Raw genomic sequence first — 23699 nt, forward strand, 5'->3', positions numbered from 1 at the left:
CGTTATTGGAACAGCTCGTCGAGCGCGGCGAGCAAGGCGTCCGACGGCGCGTCGCGCCACACCCCGCGGCCTTCGGCATCGAGGCCGCGCAGGAACAGGTAGCGCACCCCGCCGAAACGTTGGCCGAAGTCGATGCCGCGCGCGGCGAAATAGCGGTGCAGCGCCACCGTGTAGATCAGGTACTGCAGGTAATAATGCTCCCGGGCTATCGCCTCGGCCAAGTGGGCCTCGCCGTAGTCGTCGGGGCTATCGCCCAGATGGTTGGACTTGTAGTCGACCAGATAAAGCTTGCCGTCGACCTCGGCGACCAGGTCGATGAAGCCCTTGAGGTAGCCCTCGACGCTGCGAAAATCGAGCGTCGCCGCCGCGGCGCGGCAGGCCGGGTGCAGGCCGTGCGCCGGATCGCTCAGGATCGCGCGCAGGCGCTCCACCTTCAGCACGGACAGCGGCAGCAGGAACTCCAGCTCGACCAGCCGGCGCGCGTTCGGCACCGACGCGAGCGTGGCGCCGGGGGCCAGCGGCGCGGCCAGGGTGCGCGCGACGATGTCGCAGGCGGCGTCCTGCCACTCGGGGCCGAAGCCGCCGCGCGCCAGCTGCTCGGCGACCACCCGGGCGTGAGCGTCGGGGCTGTCGGTGAAGGCTATGTTCTCGAAGATCGCGTGCAGGCAGGTGCCGGGGCGCGCGCCGCGCGGGAAGCTGAAGCGGTCGAGGGCTGGTTCAAGGGGCTGCTCGACCGCTTCGGCCGCCGGCCGCTGCAGCCGGTCGTGGTCGGGCGCCTCGGCGGCGTGGCGGCTGCCGTGCTGCGCGAGACCGGTGAAGCTGGTGACCCGCCACGGCGTGTAGAGCGGCCGATCCAAGGTCGCCACGCGCAGCTCGGCGCGGCCGGCCTCGGCGCGCGGCAGCCAGGCCGGGGCCGGCGGCTCGCTGACGAGCCTCACCGCCGCCGGGTTGGCTCCAGCGAAGCGGTGCAGGTCAGCGACCAGCCGGTCGTGGCTCAGCTCGTCCTTCAGCTCGCGCAGGCTCTCGAGCGAATCGGCACCGGCGCCGTGCAGCAGCCAGGTCAGCGCGGCGGTCTCCATGCCGCTGGCGCGGGTCCAGCTGATGACTAATCTATGTTCGGCGCGGGTCAGCGCGACGTACAGGAGCCGCAGCTTTTCGGCCAGGGTTTCGCTGTCGCTCGCCAAGTGGTCGGCGGCGCCGGCCAGCTCGTCCGGCACCAGCCTTGTGGTGTCGCCGTCGCGGTAGCGCCAGAACGGCGTCTCCTTGCGCGACAGCGCGCCGTCCCACAGGAAGGGGCAGAACACCAGCGGGTACTGCAGGCCCTTGGACGCGTGGATGGTGACGATCTTCACCAGCGCCGCGTCGCTCTCCAGCCGCATCATCGCCTCCTCGCCGGACGGCGGGTTGGCGACGCAGGCCTCGAACCAGGCGAGCAACGGCACGGGACCTGCCACCTGCTCGGACTGCTGCTGGATCAGCTCGGTCAGCTGCGCCAGGTTGGTCAGCCGGCGCTCGCCGTCCGGCAAGGGCAGCAGGCGCTCGGCGATCCGTTCGCGCACGAAGGCCTGGCGCCAGGCGGCCATGAAGCCGGCGTCGCGCCAGCGCGCATGGTCGGCGGACAGCGCGCTCTGGCGCGTCTCCCAGCCGGTCTCGTCGTCGATCAAGGCGGCCAGCTCGGCGGCGGACAGGCCGATCAGCTCGGTCGCGAGCGCGGCGCGCAGCCGGCCCTCGTGCGCCGGATCGACCCAGGCGCGCAGCAGCGCCGCCAGCTCGCGCGCCTCGGCGCTGGCGAACACGCTCTCCTGCGTCAGCGCCACGCTGGCCACGCCGCGTTCGGCCAGCGCGGCGCGCACCAGCTCGCCCTGGCGGTGAGTGGACACCAGCACCGCCAGATCCCCGCCCTTCAGCGGCCGGCTGGCACCGTCCTTTGTCAGCGCCGCGCCGCCCTGCCCGGCCGCCACCAAGAGGCCGGCGATCGCATCGGCGGTCTGCGCGGCGGCGAGGGTCGCGGCGCGGTCCTTGGACAGCGGCTTGTCCTGCTCGGGCGACAGCCACTGCAGGGTCAACGGCGCGAGCGGTTCGGCCAAGGTCAGCGCGCCGCGCCCGCCGGCGCTCGCCACCGGCTGGTAGGGGATGTCGAGCAGGAAGGCCTGATCGCGCGCGAACAGCGCATTCACCGCCGCGACCAGCTGGTCGGTCGAGCGGTGGTTGGTCGACAGCGTGTAGCGCGCGCCGGCGTCGTCGCGGGCGGCGAGGTAGGCGAAGATGTCGGCGCCGCGGAAGCTGTAGATCGCCTGCTTCGGGTCGCCGACCAGGAACACCGGCCGGTGGCGCTCGATGAAGCCGGCGCGGAAGATCGCGTACTGCACCGGGTCGGTGTCCTGGAACTCGTCGATCAGCGCCAGCTGCCAGCTGCGCGCCATGTGTTCGGCCAGCAAGGGGCCCGACACCGGGTCCTGCAGGCCGCTCGCGAGATCGGTCAACAGGTCGTCGAAGCGGCGCTGCCGCGCGGCGCGGCGCCGTGCGGTGAGCTCCGTATCGATCCAGCCGATCAGCTCGATCTTCAGCCGCGCCACCTCCTGCGTCACCGCGTCCTGCCAGTTAAGCTCCGCCGCCAGCCAGTCGGCTATCCGCGCGAACAGCGGGTGCGCCGGCGGGGCCGCGCCCTTCTTCACCCCGTCGGCGAGGCCGTTCGGCGTCAGCCGCGCCAGCGCCTTCAAGGTGTCGCTGCCCAGCAGCGGCGGCGCGGTGTCGGGCAGCGCGCAGCCGGCGAGCCACGCGAACAGCCGCTGGTAGGTCGGCTGCTTGTAGAGATTGCCCTTGAGAACGCCGAAGCCGTCCCAGAACGCCGCGGCGCCGGCCGCTATGCTTTCAGGCTCGGCGCACAGCGCCTGCCAGGCCGAAAGTCTGGCCGCCTCGCGTTCGGCCAACTGGCCGGCCGGCGGCGTCACCAGCGTCAGATAGTCCTTGGCGAGGTACGGCTTCACCGCGGCGAGCCAGGCGTCCGGCGTGTCGCCGTGAGCGGCCAGCAGCCGCGCGTACAGCGGGTCGCCGAGCACCCGGCGGCGCCAGAAGTCGTCGGCCAGCTCCAAGAGCGGCGCCTCGTCGTCGGCGACCAGTTCGGCGTCGAACGGCTGGCCGGACTCGAAGGCCGCATCGGTCAGCACCCGCTGGCAGAAGCCGTGGATGGTGTAGATCGACGCGGCGTCGAAGCCGGTCAGCGCCGCGGTCAGCCGCGCGCGCGCCGCCGCGCACTGCTCGGGATCTTCGCGGTACGGCGCCAGCAGCTCGGCGAGGAAGCCGTCTTCGACCGACTCGGCGTCGAGCGCCGCCAGCGCTTCGGCGAGGCGGGCGCGCAGCCGCGAGCGCAGCTCGGCGGTGGCCGCCTTGGTGTAGGTGACCACCAGTATCTGCTCGACGCTGGCCGGCGCCTCCTCGCCCGGCTGCGCCTCCAAGAGCAGGCGCACGAACAGCGCGGCGATGTTCCAGGTCTTGCCGGTGCCGGCCGACGCCTCGACCAGGTTCACCCCGGTCAGCGGCGCGCTCAGCGGCGAGAAGGCGTGCAGGATGTCGCTCATGCTGAGCTCTCCTCTGCCGCCGCCAGCGCCGCCATCAGCGGCAACAGCAGCCGCTCGGCCCAGGCGAGAAACGCCGGGTCGGCCAGCGGGTCGAGATGGCGGAACGCCAGCGCCAGCGCCGGGTCGTCGCGCTGCGCGACCTTGCCGTTGCCGTCGAACGCCGGCGCCCACTCGTTGCGCGCGGCGACCAGCGCCGCCTCGCGGGCCAGCTTCGCGTCGGCGAGCGACGCGGCCGCCGCCCAGCTGGTGCGCGGGAAGAACGGCAGCGGCGACTCCTGGCCGGCCAGCCAGCCGTCCAGCCACGGCGCGAGCAAGGCCCGCGCCTCGGTCGTCGGCAGCGGCGCCAGGGTCAACCGGCCATCGTCGTCGAGCAGCGTCGACTCGGTCGCGACGCCGTCCGGCCTCACCGCGTTGAGCAGCAGGTGGTGCAGCCACAGCGAGATCTTCTCGCCGGCGTAGGCGCGCCGCACCCTGACCTGAAACAGGCCGTCGCGGCGCAGGCCGGCCAAGGTGCCGGTCAGGGTCAGCCCGGCGACGTCGAGCGAAAATGGCTGGGGCGGCAAGGGCGGCTCGAACAAGGCCGTCGGCAACTGGCGCAGCAGGCGGCGCGTGGCGTCCTGCTCGGCAGAAAGCCACGCCTCGCCGAGTTCTCCGGGCGGCAGGGCGCCGCCGGCGCGCAGCCGCGCCGCGGTGGCAGACGGTGCGGTTCCCGACAGCCGGCCTTCGAGCAAGGCGCCACGCACCCGCTCGCGGCCGTCGCGGTCGAGCGCGAACGGCTCGCGTTCGGGCAGCTCGTCCTCGTCGCGCGCGACGCGGATGCCGAGCCGGTCGGCGAGCCAGGCGCGCGCCGGGTTCTGCCAGAAGCGCAAGAGGTCCGGCCAGGGCAGCACGCGCGGCGTTTCGGCCAACGCTAGAGCTGTGGCGAACGGCGCCGGCGGATGGCGCTCGGCGGCGAGCGCGGCGGCGTAGGCCGGCTCGTAGCTGAACAGCGCCGGGTCGCTGCCGTCGTAGTAGCGCGGCGAGAACGGCTGCAGCGGGTGGGCGGTGACGAGGCGCGCACGCACCTTGTCGCCCGCCATCGCGGCGAAGGTGTCGAGCAGCTCGGACAAGAGCGCCGACGGCGGCAAGGGCTCGTCGCTGCGCGCGCTTCGACCAACGTAGGACAGATACAGCGCCTCGCGCGCCGACAGCAGCGCCTCGAGGAACAGGTAGCGGTCGTCGTAACGGCGCGAGCGGTCGCCGCGGCGCGGGTGGCGCGCGATCAGGTCGAAGCTGACCGGGCGCTCGTCGCGCGGGTAGACGCCGTCGTTCATGCCAACGAGACACAACACCCGGAACGGCAGGCTGCGCATCGGCACCATCGCGCAGAAGGTCACCCCGCCGGTCAGGAAACCCGAGTCGACCGACAGCGTCAGCCGCCGCGCCAGCCAGTCGCGCAGCACCGCGAGGCCGACCCTTCGCCCGAAGCCGGCGAGCTCGGCGTCGCCTGCCAGCTCCGCCAGCGCGTCGCGCAGCAGCGACAGCGCCGCCTCGTCCTCGTCGTCCGGCTCGAACAGCGCCTCGATCGCCGCATGGCAGCGCGCCACCCAGTCGGTAGGGCTGGCCGGCTCGGCCCAGCGTTCGGCCAAGCTCGCCAGCGTGTCGAACACGTCGGCGAGCGCGGCCAGCGTGCCGGTCAGGCCGCCGCTGGCGCCGGCGAGCGGCAGCAGGCCCTCGAACAGCGGCGCGTCGTCGCCGAGCAACTCCGGCGGCAGCACCGTGCCGAGCAGCAGCCGGTCTATCCCCTGGCGCCAGCTGAACGCCGGATCGGCAGGCAGGCCGAGGCTCGCCTTGTGAGCGGCGTCGCGCCCCCAACGAATCGCCGCATCGCGCACCCAGCGGCGGACGAACGGCAACTCGTCGGCGGTGAGACCGAAGCGGCGCAACAGTGCGGCGCAGTCGAACAGCGCCAAGAGCGCATCGGCCTCGAAGCGGCTGTCGGCGAGATCCAAGAGCGCGGCGAAGGTGGCGAGCAAGGGATGCTCGCGGCTGACGCGGCGGTCGGCGACGCTGTACGGCAGGCTCGGCGCGTCGTCGCGGCGGCCGAACACCGCGTGGATGAACGGCGCGTAAGTATTGATGTCCGGGGTCAGCACCGCCACGTCGGCCGGGGTCAGGGTCGGGTCGGCGGCGAAGCGGGCGAGCAGGCGGTCCTTGAGGATTTCCAGCTCGCGCATCGGACCGTGCGCGACGTGGACCTCGACCGAGTGGTCGTCGTCGCTGATCACCAATGGTTCGTAGTCGGGCGATTGCGGGTTGCTCAAGGTCAACAGGTCGTGCTGCAAGCGGCCGAGCAGGGTCGCCGGGGCCGGCTCGACGAACAGGTCTTTCAACTCGTTGGCGCACTCGGCGACCAGCAGGTCGAAGAAGTCGCGCCCCTGCTTGCCGAGCGAGGCGAGCAAGGGATGGCCGGCGGCGTCGGCCGGGTTCTCGCCCAGCGCCAGCGCGCGGCGCGCGTCGACGATGTCGCCCCAGGCCATCTCGGACGGGTTGAGCGCGAACATCAGCACGTCGGTGATCTCGGCGAGGCGCTTCACCAGCGCGAGATACATCGGCGCGAGGCTGGCGATGCCGAACAGCACCACCCGCTCGGGCACATGCTCGGGGCGCAGCCCGGCCAGCACCTCGTCGAGCATCCGCACCCGGTGGCGCGCGTCGTCGGCTTCGGCCAAGCGCTTCCACAGCGCGGCCTGCCAGGCCTCGTCGTCGCCGAGGTCGAGCAACTGGCCCTCTTCCCAGGCGCGGATCCAGTCGGGGCGGAACACCAGGTACTGGTCGTAAACGTCGGCGATCTTGCCGGCCAGCTCGAACGCGGCCGCCTCGCCACCGGCGAGGTAGCGCTGCAGCGGCGCGAACACCGGGTCATCCAAGCCCGGCAGCCACTCCATCAGCCGCCACGCGAGCACGTCGGGCGAGAAGAACGACTTCTTCGGCAGGCCGGGGATCACCTGCTGCATCAGCCGCCAGGCGAACGCCGCCGGCAGCACGAAGCGCAGGTTCGCCGCCACTCCGTTTTTCTTGGCCAGATCGAGGCTGATCCAGCGCCCCATGCCGCGGCTCTGCACGATCACCGTCTCGGCCTCGAACGGGTCGGACAGCGGCACCGCTTGGCTGAAGGCGGCGAGGAATTCGGACAGCGCTTCGAGTCGGTTGGACTGATAGAGGTACAGCATGGGCTCGGCCGCAAGGGTGGACGTCAGCGCAGTGTACCACCGGCCCCACACACCGCCTTTCCCGATCCCGTCGGGATATGCCATACCGCAAAGATACCGCCCGCTAAGGAGTGCCCATGCCCCGCTCGTTCCACCACCTGCTGCGCGCCCGCGACGGCCACGAGGCCAGCGTGTCCAACGCCGAGCTGTTCTTCGACCTGATCTACGTGTTCGCGGTGACGCAGTTGTCGCACCGCCTGCTCGGCGATTTGACCTTGCCCGGCGCGCTCGAGACGCTGCTGTTGTGGTTCGCGGTGTGGCTCGCCTGGCAGTACACCGCCTGGATGACCAACTGGTTCGACCCGGAGAGCAAGCCGGTCCGGCTCGTGCTGTTCGCGATCATGGCATTGGGGCTGGTGCTGGCGGCGGCGCTGCCGCAGGCCTTCGGTGCGCGCGCACTGGTGGTCGGCGCCTGCTTCGCCACCATCCAGATCAGCCGAACGCTGTGCATCCTGGTCTTTCTCGGCGGCTCGCATCAACTCACCGCCAACTACCGGCGCATCCTCGGCTGGCAGACGCTGTCGGCGCTCTTGTGGCTGGCCGGCGGCGTCAGCGGCGACCGCGCCCGGTTCTCGCTGTGGACGCTGGCGGTGTTGGCCGAGTACGTGGCGCCGATGGTCGGTTTCTGGCTGCCGGGGCTCGGCCGCTCCGACAGCCGGCGGGAGTGGACGATCGAGGGCGGCCACCTGGCCGAGCGCTGCCAGCTGTTCGTGATCGTGGCGCTGGGCGAGGCGATCCTGATCACCGGCGCCACCTTGAGCGGCCTGCCCGCCTGGGATACGCCGGTGCTGATCGCCACCCTGGTCGCCTTCGTCGGTAGCCTGGCGATGTGGTGGGTGTACTTCGACACCGGCTGCCGCGCCGCCACCGAGGCGATCGCCCACTCCGGCGACCCGGGCAAGATGGGCGCGCGCTTTCATTACGTGCACGTGGCGCTGGTCGGCGCGGTGATCGTCAACGCGGTCGGCAACGAGCTGGTGATCGCCCACCCGGACGGCCACATCGACCCGGCGTCCCAGATCGTGCTGATCGGCGGCCCGGCGCTCTATATCCTCGCCAACGCGATCTTCAAGAACCTGGTCTACCGCCGGCTGCCGCTGTCGCACCTGATCGGGCTGGGCCTGTTGGCGCTGCTGATTCCGTTCGCCCCGCACACCGACCTGTTGATGGTCGGCGGCCTGACCACGCTGATCCTGGTGGTGGTGGCGAGCTGGGAGAGCGTGTCGCGGGCCCGCGCTTAGAGCCGCCAACAAAACGAGGCATTGCCGAGTTTCTGCGTAGCTAAAACCCTCCCGGCGTTGTTGCCCTGCCTTGCCGTACTACTTGTACTGTCTGCGGCAGGGCGCCTAGCCGGGATTGCTTCGCTGGGTTTTGTCCGCGGCTCTTAATCATGACGTGGGAATCGCCGGTAGAATCGGGCTTCGGCCAACCTAGGACTCGCCCATGCCCGCCTACCCGATCCTGAAACACGCCCACGCCGGCTTCGCCTACCTGGCCGTGCTGTCGTTCGCCGCGCGCGGCGTGCTGATGGCGGCCAAGCCCGCCTGGCTCGCCGCCCGACCGGTGCGCATCGCGCCGCATATCATCGATACGCTGCTCTTGGCCTGTGCGATCGCGCTGTTGGTGGTCGGCCAGCTCAACCCGCTGCACATCCCGTGGCTGCAGGCGAAGATTGTCGGGCTGATTGTCTATGTCTGGCTGGGGACGGTGGCGCTCAAGCGCGGCAAGACGCCGACGGTACGCTGGGGGGCGTTCTTTGCGGCGCTGGCGACGGTGCTGTATATCATCGCGGTGGCGAAGACCAAGCTGGTGTGGCCGTTTTGAACCGGGCTTCGGTCGTTAGATCTACGCTCTCCCGCTCCACAATCTATTCTTGCGTGCCCTCGGCAGGAGATTTTCCATAATCTCGCCATTGTTAGGCATACATCCTATGCAAGCGATTACGCGTCACTCCATCACCGTCGCAACCGACGAAGCAGTCCGACTGTGGGCTCTCGCGAGCAGCGAGTATCCAAAGCGGCACGAACCATTGATCACGGCTTTGGTGACAAACATCATTGAAGTTGCGAGTAATTTCGCACTTAACGCCAGACGGGCAATGGAGGTTCTACCAAAAGGAATGAAGTTCAGCCTGAACTCACCACGCTGGAAATGGCAGCCTGCAACGGGTGAAAAGCTGATCGACGATCTGTGGGAGGCGACCAATAGAATTATCCATGCAAGACAACTTCTCGTCGGTCTGGAGTTGTTACCAAAACATCTCTCAGTGATCGAGGGAGAGGGGGTCTTCATTCCATACATCATGACCGAAACCGATCGGAAGCAACTTGCGTTCATCGATCCATTTGCAATGGCGCATGCATACTTATACGGTGCACTGCCTGAGCTTCAAACTCTCATGCAAAGTGGTCGCTGAGCCCTAACAACTTCCTTCGAGCGGACATGTCCCGGCACCGCTCATGTCAAACGTTGGGCCTTGATAATGAGATCACGCCATAGCCAGCATCAGTAGACACTGCGACTTTGTCGGTCTCGCCCGACCGGCGAGTTCCTTTTCTTGTCTCGCCAAGAAAAGGAACCAAAAGAAGGCGACCCCGATGCGCTGGCCTTCGACTTCCCTCACGCCTGCCAAGCGGCCAGGCGCCGCCGAACTCGCGGGCGGCTAACGTCCGCCCGCTCGAACAAGCGGCGGCTTAAAACCTGGCCGCTTGACGATCGCTCGGCAGCGCAAAGGGGGATGGGTAGGACGAATGTGACGTTACAGAAACGGCAAAATAAGGCGTCGTAAATCTGGGATGACTCGTTAACGTTGGCCGAAGACGACTTTCGTCGACTTGATCTAGCATCCGGTGCTTTCGGCCAACCTTGCGTTTATCCACAGCAAAGCGCCAACCATCGCTTTTATCCACAGCCAGCAACTACCCAAACAGTCCGCTGGTTTTTCAAACCCAATTCACGACCGCGACCAACGACCACCCATCCCCCTTCGACGCCGCCGAGGACGTCACGGCCAACGGGGGAAGTCGGCGAGCACTGTCCGAGTGCCGGCTTTAGCCGGCGCGAGTTGCGCAGCCGCCCGTTGGCCGGGGCGCCCGCAGAGCAGCCCGCAACGCGGGCCGGCGTCGTGGGGTCGCCTTTTCTTTGGGTACTTTCTTTGGCGAAGCAAAGAAAGTACCTCGCCGGTCGGGCGAGACCGACAAGGCAACAGTCCTCACCAACGTTGGCCGAAAGAGCAATGCCCCCCGTCTACCCCCCAAAAGCCGGGTGATACCCCACCTCGCCGCACGGCAACGGCATCTCGCTCAACGCCAGCACCATGAAGTACTCTGCCGGTACGCCGGGGTACGTCAGCTCCGGCCGGGCGCGGAAATCGAAGCGCTGATAGAACGCCGGCCAGCCCAGCACCACCAGCCCCGCCGCGCCCTGTTCGGCCATCAGCTCGCAAGCTCGGCGCATAAGTCCCGAGCCTATCCCCTGCTTCTGTTGCGCCGGCCGCACCGCGACCGGCCCCAGCCCGTACCAGCCGCAGTTTCGGCCGGCCACCGTCACCGGCGAGACGGCCAAGTGGCCGACCAGTTCGCCGTCCTGCTCGGCCACCAGCGACAACGTCAGTGCCCCCTGCTCGCGCAGTGCCTCGACGATGCCATCCTCGACCGGCTCGCTACCCGGCGCGTGGTGTGGGTGGTTGAGAAACGCCTGGTAGAGCAGCGCCGCGATCGCGGCTTCGTCACCGATGCGTTCGCTTCGGATCGTCAACATTGTGGTTCCTTAGTCTCTTAGCCATTTCGGCATCGCCGCCATGCTAGCCCAGACCATGTGTTTGGGGCAGCCACCCGCGCCGGCGCTGCTGATCCACCGGCTCTGCCTCACCCCCGCCTGCCAGGGCCGGGGACTCGCCCGGCCGCTTGCTCGAGTTGGCCGAAACGCAGGCCCGCACTCAGGGCCTGACGGTGCTGCGCACCGACGTGCACGCGACAACCCGGCGGCGCAGGCGGCGTTTGCGCGCCAGGGTTACCAGCGCCGCGGCGAGCTGTACTTCCCACGCCGCAGCGCGCCGTTCGTCTGCCTGGAAAAGACGCTGGCCGCCTGACCTCGATCATTCGGCCAACCTTGAAAACGACAACGCCGCGAAAAATCGCGGCGTTGTGCCATCAGCGTCGAGGACTCACACCCCGAGCTTGTCGCGCACCCCGTAGTACCAGGCGCCGGCGGTCAGCATCGGCACGCGCAGCAGCCGCCCGCCCGGGAACGAGTAGTGCGGCAGGCCGGCGAAGGCGTTGAAGCGTTCCGGCTTGCCGGCGATCGCCTCGGACAGCAGCCGACCGGCCAGATGCGTGTAGGTGACGCCGTGGCCGCTGCAGCCCTGCGAGTAGTAGATGTTGTCGGCGAGCTTGCCGACCTGCGGCAGCCGCGACAGCGTCAGCGAGAAGTTGCCGGTCCAGGTGAACTCGACCTTCACGTCCGCCAGTTGCGGGAACGTTTTGAGCATCTTCGGCCGGATCAGCCGCTCGATCTCGCCCGGGTCGCGCGCGCCGTAGACGGTGCCGCCGCCGTACAGCAGGCGGTTGTCGGCGGTGAGACGGTAGTAGTCGAGCAGGAAGTTGCAGTCCTCGACGCACATATCGGTCGGCAAGAGCTCGCTTGCCAGCGATGCCGGCAGCCGCTCGGTGGTCAGCACCTGGGTGCCGCAGGGCAGCGACTTCTCGGCCAGCTTCGGCACCAGCTCGCCGAGGTAGGCGTTGCCGGCCACCACCACGAAACGCGCGCTGACCTCGCCGTGGGCGGTCGACACCTTGGCCGGAGTGCCCTCGCCGATCTTCAGCACCGGCGACTGTTCAAAAATCTTGCCGCCGAGCGACTCGAACGCCGCCGCCTCGCCGAGCGCCAGGTTCAGCGGGTGGATGTGGCCGCCCCAGTGGTCGATCAGCGCGCCGACGTAGCGGTCGCTGCCGACGTGCCGGTGGATGCCGGTCGCATCGACCAGCTCCAGCGCGGTGTGGCCGTGGCGCTCCCACAACGCCTTCTTCTCTTCCAGCTCCGTCAGCTGCTTGTGCGTCATCGCGGCGAAGATATTGCTGTCCTTCAGGTCGCATTGAATGCCGTACTGCTTCACCCGCTCGCGGATGATCCGGCCACCCTCGAACGCCATGCTGCCGAGCGTCGCGGCGGCACCCTTGCCGTGCCTGCGCTCGATCACGTCCATGTCGCGGCTGTAGCTGTTGATGATCTGGCCGCCGTTGCGGCCGGACGCGCCCCAGCCGACCCTGGCCGCCTCGAGCACGATCACCGAATAACCCTGTTCGGCCAGGTGCAACGCGGTCGACAGGCCGGTGTAGCCGGCGCCGATCACGCAGACGTCGGCGCGGTGCGAACCGCTCAGCTCGGGACGTTCGGGCGCGGGGTTGGCCGAAGCGGCGTAGTAGGAGGTGGTGTGCGGAGTCTTTTGGGTAGCCATAACGTGGGTCCAGATCAATTCAGCCGACAAGGTGTCAATCATATTAAACACACGTCCCGGCTTTTGTCACACCGTGGGCACAAAAAAACCCGGCCGGGGCCGGGTTTGTGGCGACGAACGGTACTGAACTACACCTCGGAGGCGGCCAGTTCGCGGCGTTTGCCCGAGAAATCGATGCCCGGCAACTCGGCGACGATGTCCGGATGGTCGAACAGCCTCTCGACGATGAAGTCGACGAACGCCCGGGTACGCGGCGCGATGTGCTCGCGGTGCGGGAAGCAGATGGTGATGTTGCGCTGCAGCGACACGAACTCGGTCAGCACCACCTCCAGCTCACCGCTGCGCACGAACGGCATCACCTCGTGGCCGGGCAGCTGCGCGACGCCGAGACCGAGGCGCGCCAGCTCGCTGACCGCCTCGATGTCGTTGACGGTATAGGTGCCGGACACCTCGAGCGGCAGCCGCTCGCCGTCGCGGTCGAACTCCCACTTGTAGAGCCGCCCCGAGGTCGGGAACTGGAAGTTGATGCAGTCGTACTGCGCCAGCTCTTCCGGCTTGTTCGGCCGGCCGTGCTTGTCCCAGAATGCCGGGCTCGCCACCACGTACTGCGGGATCTGCGCCAGCGGCCGCGCCGCCATCCGGCTGTCCGGCAGCATGCCGACCCGCACGCCGACGTCGTAGCCGTCCTCGATCAGGTCGCTAAAGTGGTCGTCGAGGCCGAAGAACACCTTGATCTTCGGATACTGCTCGCAGAACTCGCCCATCAGCGGCAGGATGAAGCGGCGACCGAAGGAGTTGGGCAGGCTCACCCGCAGGTGGCCGGCCGGCTCGTCGCGGCTTTCCTTGAGCTGATTGATCGCGGTGTCCAGATGGGTCACCGGGCCGCGGCACTGCGCGTAGAAGCGCCGGCCATCCTCGGTCAGCGTCAGTTGGCGGGTGGTGCGGTTGAACAGCCGCACTTCCAGCTCCTGCTCCAGCCTGGCAATGCTCTGGCTGATCGCCGCGGGCGACACGCCGAGCTTGCGGGCGGCGTCGGAAAAACTGCCGTTTTCCGCCGTGGTCATGAAAACCAGTAGTGCTTTGAGTGTATCCATTGGCTCGTTCCAGGGTGGGGCGGGAAGACCCGGCCAGGATCCTTATAAATTTAGTAGCAATTTATAGTTTGTATTACAAAACGATACACGAATATGCGGGGCAATAGTAGAAGAAACCGATTTAGCAAAATGCCATTTTCACGATTCCGGCTTCGATTTTGCCCTGCCCATATTTCCTCCTGCTCCGCGCAAAGCCCCGCCGGATAAGGCTTGGCTCGGCTTTGCGACCAAGCGCTCGCTTGCCCCTAACGGGCTTTATTATTTTCACCATTATTACCTCGTTTCATGACGTGACGATGGTTATTTCATTGGCATCGACACCATCCGATGGCTGGAGCGATCGCCCCCCTGCCGGCCGGCGCTGACCAAAAAATTAAACAGCCAGGTCGCCGGCGTGGCCACGCTCTTTGCCGCCACCGATCGGCTGCTCGACCCGGGCCGACCATCGCTCGAGATCAAGCGCATCGAGGTGCGGCGGATCGACGCCGGCCTTTATCCGTATACCAAGCGCCTTCTCGGCAGTCTGCGCAACCACTTCCCGACCATCGGCGTGAACGGCGTCAACGATGATCCGCAACTTCAGCGCCGACGCCGACGGCATCACCAGCGACTGTGACTACGCCTTCGTCGCCGAGTTTCTCGAGCTTATCCGTGCGCGGAGGGTGGCGTTCCAGGAGGAAACCGGTACTTCGACAAGCTGGAAAAGAAAACGAAGTTTCTGCGAAGCATAAAGACCGCCCCTGCTGCGCTGGCCTTCGGCTTCCCCCGCCCACTCGTCGACGCGGTTGGCGAACAGCGCCAGCGAGCCGGTCAGCGCGTCGCCGCCGTACAGCAGGCCCAGGTCGAGCTGGTCGCTTTGCTCCGGCCGGACGTTCTTAATTGGCGCGGTTGCGCTCCCAGTAGTCGGGCGCGCGCTCGGTGTGGACGAAGCCGGCGTACGCGGTCAGCGCGCCGCGTTTTTCCTCGAAGCGGACGAAGCCGGCAGACAGCTCGTTGCGCGGCGTGCCGGGTTTCATCATGCCGGCCGGCTGCGGCCCGTACACCGCCCGGGTGCGATCCTGGCGCAGGCCGGCGATCAGCGTGCCGCTGCCGCGGTCGAACGCCGAGTGCACCTTGTTGCCGGCGCCGCCCTGATAGTCGCCGCCCTCGTTGTGGCTGCCGATCAGGCGCAGATAGCCCAGGGCCCGGCCGCGGCCCGCGTCGACATAGCCGTCGAGCCGGGGATGGTCTTCAGCAGGTCGGCGCCGTCGGCGGCGGGTCGCGCGGGTCGATGTCCTGCACCAGCAGCCGCACGCTCTTCGGCGCGGCGGCGATGATGGCCTCGCCCTGGTATTCGGGCAGCTCGGTGGCGACGGCTGGCCGGCGAAAGCGAGATAACAACGGTGCAGCGGCGACATGCGAGCCTGTCATACAAAAAGGCCGCCACCTTAACCCCGTCGGTAACAGGGAAATGCGACATAGTGTCGCAGCCGCCGCGTCCGCCCGGGTGGTAAAGTCGCGCCATGACTTCCGACCCCTCCACCGCCGCTTCGGCCAACCTGGCGCGCGCGCTCGCCGGCCTCGCCCGGCTGCGCTGGGCGATGCTGGCGTTCGCCGCACTGACGCTGGCGGCGCTGACGCTGTCCGGCTGGCAGCTGCCGTTGCCGGCGCTGGCCACCGCGCTGCTAGCGCTCGCCGCGTTCAATTGGCTAGGCGGCCGGCTGGCGATGCCGCCGCTCTGGACGCTGCGCTTCGGCCTCGCCGCCGACACGCTGGTGCTGTCCGCCCTGGTCGCGCTGACCGGCGGCGCCGCCAACCCGATCGCCTCGCTCTATCTCGGCCCGGTGCTGTTCGCCGCGCTGCTCTCGCCCGGCTGGTTCGCCTGGGCGCTGGCGCTGGCGGCGATGGCGGGCTACGGCACCTTGTTCTTCTGGCACGCGCCGTGGCCGCTGTTCGGCGACGACGCCGCCTACGCCTTCCACCTGCACCTGACCGGGATGTGGTTCACCTTCGCGCTGTCGGCGCTGTTGATCGCCGGGGTGGTCGCGCGGCTCGCGCGCGGCCTGTCCGAACGCGAGGCGGCGCTGGCGAGCGCGCGCGAGACGCAGCTGCGCAACGAGCAGCTGGTCGCGCTCGGCGTGCAGGCGGCCGGCGCGGCGCACGCGCTGTCGACCCCGCTCAATACGCTGACGCTGCTCGCCGACGAGCTGGCCGCCAGCCACCGCGACGACCCGGCGCTGGCCGACGACCTGGCGCTGATGCGCGCGCAGCTCGCCAGCTGCCGCGACGCGCTCGCGGCGCTGAAACGCGGCGGCGAGCCGGCCCCCGAGGCGGCGCCGCTATTCCCGACCCTGGCAGAACGCCTCGCCGCCTGGGCAACGCTGCGCCCGCAGGTGCAGCTGCAGCAGCGGCTGCCGTGCGCGCCGGGGCCCACGGTCGCGCTCGACGCCACCTTCTGGCCGGCGCTGTACAACCTGCTCGACAACGCCGCCGACGCCGGCGGCGGCCGGGTCGAGCTGGCCGCCACGCTCGCCGACGCCACGCTGACGCTCGCCATCGTCAACCCGAGCGGCAACCTGTCGGCCGAACAACTGGCGCGCGCCGGCCTCGCCGAACTGCCGTCGGAAAAACCGGCCGGGCTGGGCCTCGGCGTGCTGCTGACGCACGCGACGCTGTCACGGCTCGGCGGCCGCGTCACGCTGACCAATAGGCCGCAAGGCGGAGTGCACGCCGAGCTGACGCTACCGCTACCGAAGGACGCCTGATGGACAACACGCTGCTGATCATCGACGACGACGCGGCGTTCGCCGCGGTGCTCGCGCGTGCGCTGGCGCGGCGCGGCGTCGCCAGCCGCCACGCCGCGAACCCGGCCGCCGCACTCGCGGCGCTCGACCCGGCCCCGGCGCGCATCCTGCTCGATCTGAACCTCGCCGGCGACAGCGGCCTCGCGCTGCTGCCGCAGCTGAAGGCGCGCTGCCCGGGCAGCCGCATCGTGGTGCTGACCGGCTTCGCCAGCATCGCCACCGCGGTCGAGGCGGTGAAACTCGGCGCCACGCAGTATCTGGCCAAGCCGGCCGACGCCGACGCGATCCTCGCCGCCTTCGGCCAACTGGAGCCCGACCCGGCGCTGCCGGTCGCCGCGCAGCCGATGTCGGTGCGGCGGCTGACCTGGGAGCATGTGCAGCGGGTGCTGGCCGAGCACGAGGGCAACGTGTCGGCGACCGCCCGGGCGCTGAACATGCACCGCCGCACCCTGCAGCGGATGCTGGCGAAGAAGCCGGTGGCGCGTTAAGCAACGAGCTGTCTCCCTCCCCCTGCCGAATCAACACGGCGCACCGCCATCGCCCTGTCATTCCCCCCGCCGCTTTCCTACGATTCAGAGTCGGCGGCGCACCGGCGCCGACCGACTCGTCACGACAAGAAAAGGGGACACAGATGCTGGGACAGATGATGGACGCGCCGCTCTTGATCAGCGACCTGCTGCGCCACGCCGAGGCCTATCACGGCGACACCGAGATCGTGTCGCGCAGCGTCGAGGGACCGATCCACCGCTACAGCTACCGCGACGCCGCGCGGCGCGCCCGCCGGCTCGCCAACGCACTGACCCGGCTCGGCGTCGAACCCGGCCACACCGTTGGCACGCTGGCATGGAACGGCTACCGCCACTACGAGCTCTACTACGCGATCTCCGGCATGGGCGCGATCTGCCACACCGTCAATCCGCGGCTGTTCGCCGAGCAGATCGGCTACATCGTCAACCACGGCGAAGCCAGCGTGCTGTGCTTCGACGCAAGCTTCCTGCCGCTGGTCGAACAGCTGGCGCCGACGCTGGCCGGGGTGCGCCGCTACGTGCTGTTGACCGACCGCGCTCACATGCCGGCGACGAGCAGCCTAGCCGGCCTGCTCTGCTACGAGGAGCTACTCGCCGCCGAGGACGACGACTACGCCTGGCCGAGCTTCGACGAACAGACCGCGTCGAGCCTGTGCTATACATCGGGCACCACCGGCCACCCCAAGGGCGTGCTGTTCAGCCACCGCTCGACCGTGCTGCACGCGCTGTCGAGCTCGCTGCTGGACGCGTTCGGCGTGTCGGCCGACAGCTGCATCCTGCCCGTCGTCCCGATGTTCCACGTCAACGCCTGGGGGCTGCCGTATAGCGCCACCTTGAACGGCGCCAAGCTGGTGCTGCCGGGCCCCAAGCTCGACCCGGACAGCCTCTACGAGCTGATCGACGCCGAGGAGGTCACCGTCGCCGCCGGCGTGCCGACGGTGTGGCTGGCGCTGTTGCAGCACTGCGAGCAGCGCGGCCTGGCGCTCGCCTCGCTCGAGCGGGTGATCGTCGGCGGCTCGGCCGTGCCCGAGGCGATGATCGAGCAGTTCGCCTGTCACGGCGCCGAGCTGCGCCAGCTGTGGGGGATGACCGAGCTGTCGCCGGTCGGCACCACCAGCACGCCGAAGTTCAAGCACCGCCAGGCCGATGCGGCGACACGGCGCCGCCTGCAGCTGACGCAGGGCCGGCCGATCTACGGCGTGGCGCTGCGCATCGTCGACGCCGCAGGCCAGGCGCTGCCGCACGACGGCGTTGCGTTCGGCCGGCTGCAGGTCAAGAGCCCGTGGGTGCTGTCGCGCTACTTCCGCCGCGAGCGCGACGCCAGCCACAGCGACGACGGCTGGTTCGACACCGGCGACGTCGCGACGATCGACGCGGACGGCTATATGAAGATCACCGACCGCACCAAGGACGTGATCAAGTCGGGCGGCGAGTGGATCAGCTCGATCGAGCTGGAGAACATCCTGATCGGCCACCCGGCGGTGGCCGAGGCGGCGACGATCGGCGTGGCGCACCCGAAGTGGGACGAGCGGCCGCTGATGGTGGTGGTGCTGAGGCCGGGTGCGACCGCCAGCCGCGAGGAGCTGTTGGCGTTCTACGACGGCAAGATCGCCAAGTGGTGGACGCCAGACGATGTGGTGATCGTCGACGAGCTGCCGCACACCGCGACCGGCAAATTGCAGAAGATGACGCTGCGCGAGCGCTTTAGTGCTTATCGCTGGCCGGAAAGCGTTTAGAACCAAGAAGCCCTGTACAAATTAGAGCAATTACCTTAAATTGTGCCCCGCACAGAAACTGAAAGGTTTTTGTGGTGTTAGCCCCTCGAAACGTCGCTTCGCCTACCGGCGGACGATGTTTCTTCCTCGTGTTGGCCCCTGTCGGAATCCCGTCAGGGGATTTTTTTGGCTGGCGCTGACGGTTTCGCTCCGGCACTTCACGTCCCTCTCCTCCTTCATCCTTCGGCCGACCTCTTTCAATACCGAGTACAGGTTTATCGGCAACATGGGTGATGACTGCGGCCTTGTCGGTCTCGCCCGACGGGCGACTTCCTTTCTTTGCTTCGCCAAAGAAAGGAAGCAAAGAAAGGCGACCCCTGCTGCGCTGGCCTTCGGCTTCCCTCGCGCCTGCCAAGCGGCCAGACGCCGCCGAACTCGCCCCGCGCTAACGTCGCGGTGCTCGAACAAGCGGCGGCTTAAGACCTGGCCGCTTGACAATCACTCGGCAGCGCAAAGGGGACGGGCAGGATGATTGCGGCGGATGTGGATTCGGAAGATTAAACATGCAGGCCATCTTGCAGGCTCATTTACCAAGGTAGGCCGAAGTCGACCTTAGCCAGCTTGCTCAAGCATCAGCTCTTTCGGCCAACCTTGCCACTTATCCACAGCACCACCACCACCTGCGGTTTTATCCACAGCTACGGCCCCAACCCTCAAAACAGGGTTATCTGCCTGATTCACAACTGCCTCCCACGACCACCAAATCCCCTTCGACGCCGCCGAGGACGTCACGGCCAACGGGGGGTGTCGGCGAGCACTGTCCGAGTGCCGGCAACGCCGGCGCGAGTTGCGCAGCCGCCCGTTGGCCGTGGCGCCCGCAGGGCAGCCCGCGAAAGCGGGCCGGCGTCGTGGGGTCGCCTTTTTGCTTCGCAGAAACTCCGTTTTCTTTGGGTCCTTTCTTTTGGCGCGGCAAAAGAAAGTATCCCGCCCCGCCGGGTGAGACCGGCGCAGCTACAGCCCCCATCAACGTTGGCCGAAGAGAACCGATGGGTTACGGCATAGGCGCCTCCACCCATCCTACGAGCTACCGGCTGGCAAACCCGCAACACCTCCCGCCGCCCTAACGTTTACCCAAGCGACATTTTCTTCCACTTCCTCCCCACTACCCCGCTATCACCCTATCGAAATAAGCAAGCAATCTATTGAATGTTAATATGCCGATTTGCAATAAAAATACAAAAAACAGTCGACACAGTTAATACAGACGAATCCGCATGGCCGAACGGCCAGACGACGGAACAGAGAACGGAACCAAGGAGGAATCGGACGTGAAAACTCTCAGAAGCAGACTGATCGGCCTCACCATACTGATCACCGCACTATTCGGCCTGACGCTCGTCGCGTTTGCCTATGCCCATATGCGCAGCGAAATCCAGAAGGGCATCGAGCAGGAGTTCCAGAGCGTCCTGTCGGGCCAGGGCAGCGTGTTGCGTACCTGGCTGGATGAAAAACGCTTGCTGATCGCCAGCGAGACGGCGATAGTGCAGCGCCCCGACGCGCTCGAGTTCCTGAAGCAAGCGACGAAGGGCGGCCGCTTCTCCGATACGTACATCGGGTATGCGGACAAACGCACCCTCTTCTCCGACGGCTGGGTGCCCCCGGCCGACTACGTGGTCACCGAACGGCCCTGGTTCAAGCAGGCGCAAGCCGCCGGCAAGCCGGTGGTCACCGACCCCTATGTCGATGCCCAGAGCAAGAAACTGACCGTCACCGTCGCCGCGCCGTTCCAGACCGACGGGAAATTCGGCGGCGTGGCCGCCGGCGACGTGTTCGTCGACGATGTGGTCAAGTCCGTGCTGTCCCAGAAAGTCCGCGGCGACGGTTACCCGTTCATCATCGGCCGTGACGGCACCATCATCGCCCACCCGCAGGCCGACCTAACCTTGAAACCGATCACCCAGATTGCCCCGGCACTGTCGGTCGACGCGCTGGCCGCTCTCGCCAAGCAAGAGACACCCGGCGATGTGGATATCCAGGGCGAGGGGATGCTGGTTTCGCTGCAACCGATCGAGGGCACCAACTGGTATATCGGCGTGGCCGCTAAGAAGGCCGAGCTGATGGCGCCGCTGTCCACTCTGCTCTATACGCTGATCGGCATTTCGCTGCTCGCCTTCGTGCTGATGGCGGCACTGGCGAGCGTGGTGATCGGCCGCATGCTGCAGGGCCTGAACCGTCTGCGTGACGCGATGGCCGACATCGCGCAGGGCGACGGCGACTTGACCCTGCGCCTCAACGACCAAGGCAGCGACGAGATCGCCGCGACCGCGCGCGCGTTCAACCAGTTCGTCGGCCAGCTGCGCGGCCTGTTCGGCCAACTGCAGGGCGAGGCGCACACGCTGATCGGCGGAGTGCGCCAAGCGAGCGGGCAGCTTGCCAACCTGGCCGAGGGCTCGCGGCAGATGGCCGACGTGTCCTCTTCGAACGCCGCGACGCTGGAGGAGATCACCGTCAGCATCGCCCACATCGCCGACAGCGCCGGCCAGGCCGATCAGCTGGTCAAGACCACCCACGAGGAGCTCGCCGACAGCTCGACCAAGATGCAGCAGCTGTCCGACGGCATGGAGGGCACGGTGAGCGGGGTGCGCTCGCTGGAGAGCATGCTGGTATCGCTCGACCGTCGCTCGCAGGACATCAGCAGCATCACCAACGTGATCCGCGACATCGCCGACCAGACCAATCTGCTGGCGCTGAACGCCGCGATCGAGGCGGCACGCGCCGGCGAACAGGGCCGCGGCTTCGCGGTGGTCGCCGACGAGGTGCGCAAGCTCGCCGAGCGCACCGCGCAGGCGACGCTGGAGATCGCCCAGCAGGTCGACACGATCCGCAGCGAGACCGGCCGCGCGGTCGGCGACGTCAATCAGACGGTGCAATCGGTCGACAGCGGCGTCGCGCTGACCCAGCAGGCGGTCGGCGACATCCGGGCGATCCGCGCGTCGATGCAGTCGGTGGTCAGCAAGATGAACGACATCACGCTGTCGACCACCGAGCAGCACAACGCCTCGACGCTGATCGCGCAGAGCACCGAGGCGATCAACAGCCGGGTGCTGGAGAGCGACGACCAGCTGCAGAGCGTCAGCGGCACGCTGCAGGGCCTGGCCGAATCGGCGTCGCGGATGGACGCGGCGTTCGGGCGCTTCAAGCTCTGAGCCTGGCTTCAACCATGAAAAAAGCGCCCCGCGGGGCGCTTTTTGTTTCAGCCGACGAACTCAATAGAGCTTGCCCGGGTTCATCAAGCCCGCCGGGTCCAGCAGGCCCTTGATCCGGCGCATCAAGGCGAGCGCCGCCGGGTCCTTGTAGCGTTCCAGCCAATGCGCCTTCAGCTGGCCGATGCCGTGCTCGGCGGCGAGCGTGCCGCGCTGCGCGTACACCGCGTCGTAGACGATCGTATTGACGCGCTCCTCGTCGTCGAACAGCTCGGCGTTTCCGGGCCGGGTGAACGACACGTTGTAGTGCAGGCTGCCGTCGCCGACGTGACCGAAGGCGACGATCTGCACGCCCGGGAAGGCGGCCTCGAGCCGCGCCGCCGCGTCGCGCATGAACGCCGGGATCGCCGACACCGGCACCGCGATGTCGTGCTTGATGCTCGGCCCGACCGCCGCCTGCGCCTCGGAGATCGCCTCGCGCACCGCCCACAGCGCCAGCCGTTCGGCCTCCGACTGCGCGATCACGCCGTCGAGCATCGCCCGTTCGGCCAGCCAGCTAACCAGTCGCTCGTTCAGGTCGGCCGAATCGCCGCCGTCGGACAGCTCGATCAACAGCGCCCACGGCGTCGTGAACGGCACGCGCGCCTGCGGCTGGTATTGATCGACCAGCTCCAGGCAGCGCTGCGAGATCAACTCGAAGGTGGTTAAGCGATCGCCGAACGCCGCCTTCAGGTCGGCGAGCCAGCTTACCGACTCGGCCGAGTCGGCGATGCCGACCAGCGCGGTCGCCCGTGCGGTCGGCCGCGGGAACAGCTTCAGCGTCGCCGCGGTGATCAGGCCGAGCGTGCCCTCGGCGCCGATGAACAGCTGCTTAAGGTCGAGGCCGGTGGTGTCCTTGCGCAGGCCCGACAGCAGGTTCAGCACCTCGCCACTCGGCAGCACCACCTCCAGCCCCAGCGCCAGCTCGCGCATCGTGCCGTAACGCAGCACCGCGAGGCCGCCGGCGTTGGTCGACAGGTTGCCGCCGATCTGGCAGCTGCCCTCGCTCGCCAGCGACAGCGGGAACAGCCTATCGGCCGCGGCGGCCGCCTGCTGCGCCTCGGCCAGCGTGACGCCGGCCTCGACCGTCATCGTCGCGTTGGCCGCGTCGACCTCGCGCACCCTGTTTAGCCGCCGCATCGCGATGAGCAGCGCCTGGCCCGACTCGTCCGGCGTCGCCGCGCCGCAGGTGCCGGTGTTGCCACCCTGCGGCACGATCGGGATGCTGTTGGCCGCGCAGAACCGCACCAGCGCGGCGACCTCGGCGGTACTGCCCGGCAGCGCGACCGCCAGCGGCTGGCCTCGGTAGCGCTTGCGCCAGTCGAGGCAGAACGGCGCGACGTCGGACTCGGCGGTCAACAGGTGCGCGTCGCCGACGATGGCGGCCAGTTGCGCGAGCAGCGGGTTCATTCCTCGTCCTCTTCCTCTTCGGCCAAGTCCGGCGCCATCAGCGTGTCCGGATGCGTCCAGCCCGGCAGCGACTCGATCCGCGCGAGCCAGGCGGCCACGTTCGGCCAACGCTGCAGGTTCAGCCCGGCGTCGGGCAGCCACCACAGGTAAGCGGCGCAGGCGATGTCGGCCACCGTCGCGTGCTGGCCGACCAGCCACGACCGTTCGGCCAGGGTTGCATCGAGCAGGCTCAGGTCGTCGCGCAGTCGCGCCGCCAGCCAGTCGCACACTTCCTCGCCGGCACCGCCGAAGAGACGGATGTAGCGCAGGTTCGGCAGCGAGATGCCGATGCGGTTCGCCTCCCAACCTAGCCACTCGCGCACCGTCTGGCGTTCGCCCGGAGCGGCGGCGAGCACGCCCTCGCTTTCGGCCAGCCACTGCAGGATCGCGTTCGACTGCACCAGGGGCACGCCGTCGACCAGCAGCACCGGCACCTCGCCCCAGCGGCTGGCGGCGCGGAACTCGTCCGGACGGGCGCCGCGCGCGACGGCGAGGTCGACATGCTCGTAGTCGTGCGACAGGTCGCCCAGCATCAGCGCCAGGCGCACCTTGTAGCTGTGGCCGGAAAGACGGTTGCCGTAAAGCAGCAGGCGGGACATAGGCAG

At 68.2% G+C, this 23699-nt stretch carries 19 protein-coding genes; 9 read left to right on the plus strand and 10 right to left on the minus strand.

Features of this window, described 5'->3' with window-relative positions; translation table 11 throughout:
* Window positions 1-2 precede the first annotated feature (2 nt).
* Window positions 3-3578 (minus strand): exodeoxyribonuclease V subunit beta, encoded by a 3576-nt coding sequence (recB, locus tag ACZ2IA_RS07435; RefSeq protein WP_470291937.1) that lies wholly within the window; start codon window positions 3576-3578, stop codon window positions 3-5.
* Complete coding sequence (gene recC, locus ACZ2IA_RS07440; protein ID WP_470291938.1) at window positions 3575-6790, minus strand: exodeoxyribonuclease V subunit gamma; 3216 nt, start codon at window positions 6788-6790, stop codon at window positions 3575-3577. The genes recB and recC overlap by 4 nt, the downstream gene beginning before the upstream one ends.
* Before the next feature lie 116 nt (window positions 6791-6906).
* On the opposite strand from recC, the gene ACZ2IA_RS07445 reads away from it, so the two are divergent.
* From ACZ2IA_RS07445 to ACZ2IA_RS07455, 3 genes are all read left to right on the plus strand, one after another.
* On the plus strand, window positions 6907-8070 hold the full coding sequence (locus tag ACZ2IA_RS07445) for a low temperature requirement protein A (RefSeq protein ID WP_470291939.1): 1164 nt from the start codon (window positions 6907-6909) through the stop codon (window positions 8068-8070).
* Window positions 8071-8272: 202 nt separating this feature from the next.
* A complete protein-coding gene (locus tag ACZ2IA_RS07450; RefSeq protein ID WP_470291940.1) occupies window positions 8273-8653 on the plus strand; it encodes a SirB2 family protein in 381 nt (126 codons plus the stop codon).
* Window positions 8654-8759: 106 nt separating this feature from the next.
* Window positions 8760-9245, plus strand: a complete 486-nt coding sequence (locus ACZ2IA_RS07455; RefSeq protein ID WP_470291941.1) for a hypothetical protein — start codon at window positions 8760-8762, stop codon at window positions 9243-9245.
* An 830-nt stretch (window positions 9246-10075) separates the two neighbouring features.
* Here ACZ2IA_RS07455 and ACZ2IA_RS07460 read toward each other — a convergent pair.
* Window positions 10076-10588, minus strand: a complete 513-nt coding sequence (locus ACZ2IA_RS07460) for a GNAT family N-acetyltransferase (protein WP_470291942.1) — start codon at window positions 10586-10588, stop codon at window positions 10076-10078.
* Between the two features lie 40 nt (window positions 10589-10628).
* On the opposite strand from ACZ2IA_RS07460, the gene ACZ2IA_RS07465 reads away from it, so the two are divergent.
* On the plus strand, window positions 10629-10919 hold the full coding sequence (locus ACZ2IA_RS07465) for an N-acetyltransferase (RefSeq protein ID WP_470291943.1): 291 nt from the start codon (window positions 10629-10631) through the stop codon (window positions 10917-10919).
* Between the two features lie 75 nt (window positions 10920-10994).
* Here ACZ2IA_RS07465 and ACZ2IA_RS07470 read toward each other — a convergent pair whose 3' ends face one another.
* Both ACZ2IA_RS07470 and ACZ2IA_RS07475 read right to left on the minus strand, forming a co-directional pair.
* Window positions 10995-12284: an NAD(P)/FAD-dependent oxidoreductase gene (locus ACZ2IA_RS07470; protein ID WP_470291944.1), complete on the minus strand. Its 1290-nt coding sequence runs from the start codon at window positions 12282-12284 to the stop codon at window positions 10995-10997.
* Between the two features lie 128 nt (window positions 12285-12412).
* Window positions 12413-13378, minus strand: a complete 966-nt coding sequence (locus tag ACZ2IA_RS07475) for a LysR family transcriptional regulator (protein ID WP_470291945.1) — start codon at window positions 13376-13378, stop codon at window positions 12413-12415.
* 394 nt (window positions 13379-13772) lie between these two features.
* Between ACZ2IA_RS07475 and ACZ2IA_RS07480 the strand changes: the two genes are divergently transcribed.
* Window positions 13773-13994, plus strand: coding sequence for a hypothetical protein (locus tag ACZ2IA_RS07480; RefSeq protein ID WP_470291946.1), 222 nt, complete (start codon window positions 13773-13775; stop codon window positions 13992-13994).
* Between the two features lie 259 nt (window positions 13995-14253).
* Here the strand turns inward: ACZ2IA_RS07480 and ACZ2IA_RS07485 are convergent, their stop codons facing one another.
* Together ACZ2IA_RS07485 and ACZ2IA_RS07490 are read right to left on the minus strand one after the other, a co-directional pair.
* A complete protein-coding gene (locus tag ACZ2IA_RS07485; RefSeq protein ID WP_470291947.1) occupies window positions 14254-14490 on the minus strand; it encodes a hypothetical protein in 237 nt (78 codons plus the stop codon).
* A 118-nt stretch (window positions 14491-14608) separates the two neighbouring features.
* Window positions 14609-14788, minus strand: coding sequence for a hypothetical protein (locus tag ACZ2IA_RS07490; RefSeq protein WP_470291948.1), 180 nt, complete (start codon window positions 14786-14788; stop codon window positions 14609-14611).
* Window positions 14789-14880: 92 nt separating this feature from the next.
* Here ACZ2IA_RS07490 and ACZ2IA_RS07495 point away from each other — a divergent pair, with 92 nt between their 5' ends.
* From ACZ2IA_RS07495 to ACZ2IA_RS07505, 3 genes are all read left to right on the plus strand, one after another.
* Window positions 14881-16122 (plus strand): ATP-binding protein, encoded by a 1242-nt coding sequence (locus ACZ2IA_RS07495; RefSeq protein ID WP_470291949.1) that lies wholly within the window; start codon window positions 14881-14883, stop codon window positions 16120-16122.
* On the plus strand, window positions 16122-16649 hold the full coding sequence (locus ACZ2IA_RS07500; RefSeq protein ID WP_470291950.1) for a response regulator transcription factor: 528 nt from the start codon (window positions 16122-16124) through the stop codon (window positions 16647-16649). Before ACZ2IA_RS07495 ends, ACZ2IA_RS07500 begins: the two co-directional genes overlap by 1 nt.
* 143 nt (window positions 16650-16792) lie before the next feature.
* Window positions 16793-18424, plus strand: a complete 1632-nt coding sequence (locus tag ACZ2IA_RS07505; protein ID WP_470291951.1) for a 3-(methylthio)propionyl-CoA ligase — start codon at window positions 16793-16795, stop codon at window positions 18422-18424.
* Here ACZ2IA_RS07505 and ACZ2IA_RS07510 read toward each other — a convergent pair.
* A complete protein-coding gene (locus tag ACZ2IA_RS07510; protein ID WP_470291952.1) occupies window positions 18393-18767 on the minus strand; it encodes a hypothetical protein in 375 nt (124 codons plus the stop codon). The genes ACZ2IA_RS07505 and ACZ2IA_RS07510 overlap by 32 nt on opposite strands.
* 964 nt (window positions 18768-19731) lie before the next feature.
* On the opposite strand from ACZ2IA_RS07510, the gene ACZ2IA_RS07515 reads away from it, so the two are divergent.
* A complete protein-coding gene (locus tag ACZ2IA_RS07515; RefSeq protein WP_470291953.1) occupies window positions 19732-21609 on the plus strand; it encodes a methyl-accepting chemotaxis protein in 1878 nt (625 codons plus the stop codon).
* Window positions 21610-21669: 60 nt separating this feature from the next.
* Here ACZ2IA_RS07515 and ACZ2IA_RS07520 read toward each other — a convergent pair whose 3' ends face one another.
* Window positions 21670-23055 (minus strand): FAD-binding oxidoreductase, encoded by a 1386-nt coding sequence (locus ACZ2IA_RS07520; RefSeq protein ID WP_470291954.1) that lies wholly within the window; start codon window positions 23053-23055, stop codon window positions 21670-21672.
* A complete protein-coding gene (locus tag ACZ2IA_RS07525; RefSeq protein WP_470291955.1) occupies window positions 23052-23693 on the minus strand; it encodes a glutathione S-transferase family protein in 642 nt (213 codons plus the stop codon). The genes ACZ2IA_RS07520 and ACZ2IA_RS07525 overlap by 4 nt, the downstream gene beginning before the upstream one ends.
* Window positions 23694-23699: the final 6 nt, after the last annotated feature.

The sequence above is a fragment of the Crenobacter sp. CS_VA4 genome, assembly GCF_055597485.1.

What these genes read in the sequence shown, in the direction of transcription:
- ACZ2IA_RS07470 (WP_470291944.1), bottom strand. Translation starts at nt 12,284, where the DNA reads ATGGCTACCCAAAAGACTCCGCACACCACCTCCTACTACGCCGCTTCG.
- ACZ2IA_RS07525 (WP_470291955.1), bottom strand. Translation starts at nt 23,693, where the DNA reads ATGTCCCGCCTGCTGCTTTACGGCAACCGTCTTTCCGGCCACAGCTAC.
- recC (WP_470291938.1), bottom strand. Translation starts at nt 6,790, where the DNA reads ATGCTGTACCTCTATCAGTCCAACCGACTCGAAGCGCTGTCCGAATTC.
- ACZ2IA_RS07505 (WP_470291951.1), top strand. Translation starts at nt 16,793, where the DNA reads ATGCTGGGACAGATGATGGACGCGCCGCTCTTGATCAGCGACCTGCTG.
- ACZ2IA_RS07445 (WP_470291939.1), top strand. Translation starts at nt 6,907, where the DNA reads ATGCCCCGCTCGTTCCACCACCTGCTGCGCGCCCGCGACGGCCACGAG.
- recB (WP_470291937.1), bottom strand. Translation starts at nt 3,578, where the DNA reads ATGAGCGACATCCTGCACGCCTTCTCGCCGCTGAGCGCGCCGCTGACC.
- ACZ2IA_RS07520 (WP_470291954.1), bottom strand. Translation starts at nt 23,055, where the DNA reads ATGAACCCGCTGCTCGCGCAACTGGCCGCCATCGTCGGCGACGCGCAC.
- ACZ2IA_RS07460 (WP_470291942.1), bottom strand. Translation starts at nt 10,588, where the DNA reads ATGTTGACGATCCGAAGCGAACGCATCGGTGACGAAGCCGCGATCGCG.
- ACZ2IA_RS07450 (WP_470291940.1), top strand. Translation starts at nt 8,273, where the DNA reads ATGCCCGCCTACCCGATCCTGAAACACGCCCACGCCGGCTTCGCCTAC.
- ACZ2IA_RS07475 (WP_470291945.1), bottom strand. Translation starts at nt 13,378, where the DNA reads ATGGATACACTCAAAGCACTACTGGTTTTCATGACCACGGCGGAAAAC.
- ACZ2IA_RS07500 (WP_470291950.1), top strand. Translation starts at nt 16,122, where the DNA reads ATGGACAACACGCTGCTGATCATCGACGACGACGCGGCGTTCGCCGCG.
- ACZ2IA_RS07490 (WP_470291948.1), bottom strand. Translation starts at nt 14,788, where the DNA reads ATGACAGGCTCGCATGTCGCCGCTGCACCGTTGTTATCTCGCTTTCGC.
- ACZ2IA_RS07465 (WP_470291943.1), top strand. Translation starts at nt 10,629, where the DNA reads ATGCTAGCCCAGACCATGTGTTTGGGGCAGCCACCCGCGCCGGCGCTG.
- ACZ2IA_RS07495 (WP_470291949.1), top strand. Translation starts at nt 14,881, where the DNA reads ATGACTTCCGACCCCTCCACCGCCGCTTCGGCCAACCTGGCGCGCGCG.
- ACZ2IA_RS07455 (WP_470291941.1), top strand. Translation starts at nt 8,760, where the DNA reads ATGCAAGCGATTACGCGTCACTCCATCACCGTCGCAACCGACGAAGCA.